Here is a 6,494-nt window from a genome sequence, read left to right as displayed (position 1 = left end):
GCGCTAGTTGGATTTTCCTGTCATTGAGGGTTTTCAGCAGTATCCCGGCATTCTTTAGTACTGCTTGTATTTCTTGATTATTTAAATGTATTCGTAGTTCATTTTGCTGGCTTACAGAAAATTCTGATCTTGATGTTTCACTGTTAATTTCTGTAGTGAGCGGTACCTCCTCCATTGGTATTGGCATATCCTGCACCATCTCTGAGGTATGCTCATTGCCAGTTAACAGCCTGTTGTCGCTGTCTGTTGGTAGATTTATTGATATGTCCTCCCCCGGAAGCGTGGAAGCTGCGTCAGCAGACTCAGTCTCCATTGGCTCCGGATTACCCTGAACCGAAGTCGAAGAAGAGCGCTCAATACACGAGTTATTGCCAGTAACACGCCTGAGCTTTATGGGGGTAATGGTCCCGGATTCAGGTTGCTGTTGATGCGGTGGAAACGCTCCAGTGCCCGTTGTTGTCTGTTCAATCCGGCGACCTGCCATGCTCCGCTTTCTTTTGCGTTTGCGGCTGGTTGACGGCTCGTCTTTTCCAGCTTCAGTGGATGTTAACCGGGATACAGTATCTGCGGTTGCTGAGGAGGAGGGTGACTGCATGGTTTGTTTGGAGGTCCTCCCTGTTTCCAATTGGAGAATCGTTTGGGGATGACAACAATAGAGTACGACCTTGTCCGCCCGGTAAAGTTCCAGGCAACCGGTATCAGAGAAGTCTGACCTGTTTTGTCAGGCAGCCTGGCTGTGGGATTTGTTACTGGATAGCGCACTGCAGCAGCTACTCCAGATGAATACACGTCAACTGCCACAGCCTGAAAACTGACGTATTCATAATTTCTGAAAACATAAGAGAGCCAGCAGCTTTCACTGCTAAGAAAAATCACTATCACTACCCTGAAAATTCTGGCTATCTTGCCAAATCATGATGTGTCAAAAGCTATCTTCTGTGCTTTAGCACCATGGGCAATGGTTTTAAATAAACTGTTCCAGCTATTATTAACGTGAGAAAGAAGATTGAGGGGAACGTTATTGGCGTAGCGGAATTTATGAGTCGTGTTATTTTTCTCATCAATGACTTTGTGATGATGAACCAGGCCTTCGTCTTAAAGGGCATTCATAGCCTCAATAAGCGACTCATGGTTACCATCCTTGGCCACGATGATAAAGTGCCAGCCGTACTCTTTGATCAGAGAAATGGTAGGGTTGTCCGCATATAGGCCATCTAGTGCAGGAAAGCGCTAATACCAGTACACACAAAAATATGCTTTGATTCGCATCCTTTTTTTGAACAGTAGTAGCAAGGATGCCATCAAAGCATACCCAGCAGATTATTTTATCAGAACAACAACGTAACGCTCTGGAGCTCATTATTCGCCAACGGAAAAGCTCTCAATCCATAGTGCTCAGAGCCAAAATCATATTGGCAGGATCGGAAGGGAAAAGCCTTCTGGGGACAACAAAAGAACCAGATAGAGATATGGTTTTCGATTCTGGATAGGCGCTTTCTGAAACGAAACAGTTTTACATCGACCGAAGAGCTGAAGGCCCGTCTCTACCAGTTTGTGGACTTCTTTAATGAGAAAATGGCCAAGCCTTTTAAGTGGACTTATAAAGGTCGACCATTGCAGGTGTAATGTTGTATGGGTATTAGCGCTTGGCAGCAGTAGGAGGCTGACCGAGAATAGACTGCTCTACTACGGTGGCAGCAAATATGATTTCATTTGGTTAACTACTTACACTGATGGACATTAATAATTGGTCTTTCATCAATTTACCGCTGCACTGTTATTACATCAATGATTCTGTGGGTTGTGAAATCTGAGAATGATGAACTTTTTTCGATATTAAGAGTCTCTAAAGGCAAAGGAGAAAAACTTATCAGGTGAATTTCATGCAACCAGCGAGACCAATAAATACAACGATTGTAACGCTTGAACCTCAGCTTATGGAAGCCAATGAGCAAATGGATAATCCAGAACCGGTATTTTGTCAGGTTCAGTATTTGGGGCGAACGGTTTCAATGTCAAAAAAACAAGCTCTAAGTCATGCTTCTTGCCTGCCAGTTTGCCTGTCTACGGCCCTGTCGTTTTATTGTATTGACCCAAGTATTTTGTGCGGTTTGGGCAGTCTTGCCGTAGGCACTTTTATGGGTACCTGGGCTGGTAGTGTCGCCGAGTCGGTATATCCTTGTCTGTGCCGGAATGTAACCGCCACTGCCCCATCATTACATTTATCCATGGTTACCAGTCATACCCCTGAAGCGACTGGTAAACTCACCGAAACATTCTGTGAAGAAGGACCAATTGATTTCCCGGCAACGTTTCGGCACCCTCCAGAACCGCCGCCAGCATATACTCCCGGAGAACTGCCAGCATATCCCCTCGGAGAACTGCCAGCATATACTTCCAGAGAACTGCCACCACCACCATACTGAGGGGATTGAATAACGTGGTGCTGAGAATCAGAAAATCCTTTAAGTATTTCAATTAATTTTGATCTTCTGCCATTTCAACTTCAGAACCAGCTACTGAACAATGTCTCCGTTGCTCTGCGTGTTTTCTGTTTCCTCCCTAACTGTGAGATTGCAACGCCTTTTACCTTAATCTTGAACTTTTGTTTGAAGAGATTGTCTCTAACGCTTTCTAACTAATTTAGGTATTTATATTATGTATGGTGCTTCTACATCTCAGTTTTCAAGTCAGGGATTTGCTGAAGGTGCAAAAAAATGTGTTGGCTCTCAGGGTGATTCTGTTGCAGAAAGTCCGGGCGTGGCAGGTATTCAAGAGGGCGTATCAGCTTTTGGCAGGCTCGTCAAAAATGTCCTTGAACCAGTCAAAGACGTTATTAATCGAGTGAATCCTAAAAAAATTAACATGCTGGAAATTCTTGCCAGTATTGCCAGTGATGGAAAACCACCAAAAACAAATTTTGATCGAATTGTTTATGTGATTGAATCTGTACCTAATGAGAAGAGAGAGGTGGCATTGAATACATTAACCAGCATTTTTAAAGCGAATAGAGTGTTTGGTCAAAAAGAGGCTGAAGATATTAAGGCGCAGATAAGACCTCTCTTCGAGTCTCATGTTGATTTTGAAGTGCCTAATGAAATTAAGGCATCACAACAGCAACAAGAGCTATTGGCGCGACAGTGGACAAAAGAAAGATGTGAATTTTTGGGTGAATTAGAAAAATATGTCAGTGAATTAGAGCCTGAATGGTTTGAGGATAGAACCGTTGTTAATATGGATAAGGGGGCGTACACTGTTTCTATAGGTTACGGAGGCAAGGAAAAGACAACAGATTTATGTGTGCATATTCCAGAGGGGGCAATACCCGGGCTTACCCGTACTACTAAACCTGTGACATTCAAAGCAGGCGTTATGCATGGCACTACCATACAAAAGGAGGTTGGCTTACTTATCAGTTCACTTCGCAGCAAAGAACTTTCAAATGCTGAGTGTGCCAGGTTAGCGGATTATTCTACAACCAGAATTAGTATTTCCCTGGGGAGTGAATATCTATTTTCCCTGTATCTTTTACCCGAAGGTAAAGGAGTTAAGATGGAAATTCTGCAACCTGGAGAAAACAGATTGGACTTGCCAGCCAATAGTAATTTTAATACTAACGTTCAGGTAAATATTGAGGATCAGAGAGTCTTCATTGCTTTAAGCTATTGTCTTGGTAAGGGCGTTGAATTCTGTGTTGATCCAATGATAAACTTGGATAATTTTCTGAAATATGAGCTGATAACATTCAAGGGTGAAAAACAGGTATTCCTGGATTTGATGAGCCTGTTCCTGAATGCCAGATCAGCAGAAAATATTTCCCCTGCTTCATTGATACCTCATTTTTAATAATTAAATCTGCGAAATCGAAAAAGCAGGTCATACTGATTACTCGGTTATACAATGAGGTCATATAAAATGCCACCGGTGACCAGTCAGCCTGCTGCAAAAGTGCCTCAATCTTGCAGGAGTAAAAAGCAGAAAGTCCGGGCTGCCGGAGCGTTAGCCTCCTCAGCCCATGGGCTTTCAGGTCGTTCAGGAAAACCTATTAGCACCAGAACAGTGGCATCATCGGCTAAACGAGACGCAATGAATCCAGAGCAGGCAAAGTTCAGAAAAATAGCAGTGCATACAGTAGATATATTGAACAATAAAGCGTTCAAGTTACATGGCAAAACAATAGATCTTGAAGCAACCATTGATCGGTGTATTGCCAATACCAGGTTCTATGCTGCCAGCGACGCCATTCCCCTTCAGCCCCCAGCAGATTACTTCAATCCCCGTACTGATATCCAGGTTATGCAGGAAACCTCTCTGGCAGCGTGTCACCGGCTTGCCAGGGAGAGAGGCAAAGACCGCATGGCTTGCCTGAATTTTGCCTCTGCTGTTCAACCCGGGGGTATGTTCCGGGAAGGGACCAACACCCAGGAAGATAGCCTGGCAAGAGCCTCTGCACTGTTTGCTTCTCTGGACAGTGACACAGGAAGGCAGATGTACGTTTATAACAACCAATATCAGTACACCCATCGGGGGCTTTATTCTGATACGATCCTGTATTCACCGGATGTTCCAGTCTTTAAAGATGATAACGGCAATCCCGAAGAACCTTACCTGATCTCGTTTATCACTGCTGCGGCAGTGGACCTGCCTTATTGCAGAGGTATCCAGCAAAAGACTCTCCAGCAGACAATGTATACCCGTGCAAGAAAGATCCTGGCCGTCGCTGCCAATAATGGTGTGAAACATTTGATTCTTGGAGCCTGGGGCTGTGGGATCTTTGGCCATGATGCAGCTGATATTGCGCGGTTGTTTGCGTCTCTTTTGGCTGAGGATGACTTTAAAGAGCGGTTTGTCTCAGTGTCGTTTCCTATTACTGATCCGGAAATGCTGAAGGTATTTAAAGGCCATCTTTCGTGAACAGAGTATTAAAGCCCTGGTGTTACGCAAGTATTGGTTATCTTGTCAATGATCATGCCTCTTTATTTGGCATCGCATTTCGTGGAGCCTGGTTTTATCAGTTTTCTTATGCATACACATCCACTGAATCCGGGTCTTTTACTCACGTGACCGGAAACAAAAGCAAATTTTGATTGTCTGAGCAAGCAAATAGTATCAGAGGTTTCAGGACTATGAATATTAAGGGTGGCTGCCATGCTACGGCCGGTTTTTCATCGGCTGATCAAACCGGTAACAAAAAAAGAAAACGCCAGAAACCCGAAGCAAAACGCGAAACACCACTCCCACCCGAGCCTTCCGGCCAGACCACAAAGGGTAAAAAAACAAGAAAGATCACAGTACTTGAAAAAAGCACCGGGCCAGTGGCTACACAGTCGACCATTGTAAACACCTCCGAGCTGCTGAGCGAGCAGCAGATAAAGCGGAATGAGCAACTGATTGAAACGGCCCGGGCTGGCAACATTGATGCCATTAAAGCATTGCTTGAACAGGGCGCAGATATCAATCTGCGTTGTGGGTATGACCACCCCATCGCCACCGCAGCCCGGGAGGGTCACCTTGACATAGTGCGCTACCTGCATAAGAAAGGCGCAATTACTGACCAATGTTTCCCTTCCCCGATCATAGACGCAGCCCAAAATGGCCATGTTGATGTTGTAAGGTACCTGCATCGAGCCGGAGTCAGTGCAGATTCGTCCCAAAACGGCACATCCCTGATCGGTCATGCCATCATTGGGGGGCACATTGATGTAGTAAAGTATTTGATTGAACATGGTGTAGACGTCAATGGCTCTGACCAATACACAGATACCCCTATGTGCGAGGCGGCCGAATGGGGGCGCTTTGATATAGTGTCATTACTGGTTGACAAGGGGGCTGACATTGACGGTTGCAGAAAAGGTGCTCACACTCCGATCTACATAGCAGCCCGCAATGGCCACCGTGATATCGTGAAGTTTCTGGTTGCGCAGGGTGCCAACGTTAATGCGTTCCGCTCAGGCAGCAAAACGCCCATCTATGCTGCGGCCATGACCGGTGACCGGGAGCTGGTCAAATACTTCCTTGAACAGGGTGTGGATGTGAATGCCAACAGTACCGGCAGCGAGACCCCGGTCTGGGGGGCTGCCAATGCTGGCCACTATGATATGGTGCAGTACTTGCGCAGTGCAGGCGCAACCTTTGAAAAAAACAGCACAAAGTGTGAAACCCTGATCGCGGCAGCCGCCAGAGGTGGGCTTATGACACTGGTTCAGGAACTGCTACAGGAGGGGGGGTATATCAGTACTCGTGATGACTACATTCCTCTGATGAATGATGCGAGGTTTTTCCACCACTATAAGCTGGAAGATTACCTGCGAGGACAGTTTGATCTTATGCCTGACCCACTTGGCCCCAAGCCAGGTAAAAAAAGAAAATCAAGTAAATATTAAGTGAGAATACAAAGTAGCGTATTCGAGCAACCATCCATTAATAATGCTGAATTGCTATCCTCCTCTTGGCAAAATAGTCAATAAATATATTGATTCCCTGTCTTTTTTATT

The 6,494-nt window shown here is 45.3% G+C and carries 5 protein-coding genes; 3 read left to right on the top strand and 2 right to left on the bottom strand.

The features are described from left to right. Together J7439_RS14455 and J7439_RS14450 are read right to left on the bottom strand one after the other, a co-directional pair. A partial coding sequence (locus J7439_RS14455; protein WP_209202691.1) for a hypothetical protein occupies positions 1-595 on the bottom strand: 595 nt, incomplete at its 3' end. A 1,670-nt stretch (positions 596-2,265) separates the two neighbouring features. Then, on the bottom strand, positions 2,266-2,478 hold the full coding sequence (locus J7439_RS14450; protein WP_209202690.1) for a hypothetical protein: 213 nt from the start codon (positions 2,476-2,478) through the stop codon (positions 2,266-2,268). A 180-nt stretch (positions 2,479-2,658) separates the two neighbouring features. Here J7439_RS14450 and J7439_RS14445 point away from each other — a divergent pair, with 180 nt between their 5' ends. The 3 genes from J7439_RS14445 to J7439_RS14435 all read left to right on the top strand — a co-directional run bounded on the left by J7439_RS14445 (position 2,659) and on the right by J7439_RS14435 (position 6,383). Beyond that, positions 2,659-3,846: a hypothetical protein gene (locus tag J7439_RS14445; RefSeq protein ID WP_209202689.1), complete on the top strand. Its 1,188-nt coding sequence runs from the start codon at positions 2,659-2,661 to the stop codon at positions 3,844-3,846. A 276-nt stretch (positions 3,847-4,122) separates the two neighbouring features. Beyond that, complete coding sequence (locus tag J7439_RS14440) at positions 4,123-4,914, top strand: TIGR02452 family protein (RefSeq protein ID WP_209202688.1); 792 nt, start codon at positions 4,123-4,125, stop codon at positions 4,912-4,914. A gap of 212 nt (positions 4,915-5,126) precedes the next feature. After that, positions 5,127-6,383, top strand: coding sequence for an ankyrin repeat domain-containing protein (locus tag J7439_RS14435; protein WP_209202687.1), 1,257 nt, complete (start codon positions 5,127-5,129; stop codon positions 6,381-6,383). Positions 6,384-6,494: the final 111 nt, after the last annotated feature.

The organism is Salinisphaera sp. G21_0, from assembly GCF_017744115.1.
In the GTDB taxonomy this organism is placed as follows: Bacteria; Pseudomonadota; Gammaproteobacteria; order Pseudomonadales; family Endozoicomonadaceae; genus Endozoicomonas.
Note: the sequence above shows the minus strand (reverse complement) of the source record. Positions and strands in the feature narration are given on the sequence as shown.

Bases quoted from the DNA above. Each gene is read 5' to 3' on its own strand.
- J7439_RS14445 (WP_209202689.1), top strand. From the start codon at position 2,659: ATGTATGGTGCTTCTACATCTCAGTTTTCAAGTCAGGGATTTGCTGAA.
- J7439_RS14435 (WP_209202687.1), top strand. From the start codon at position 5,127: ATGAATATTAAGGGTGGCTGCCATGCTACGGCCGGTTTTTCATCGGCT.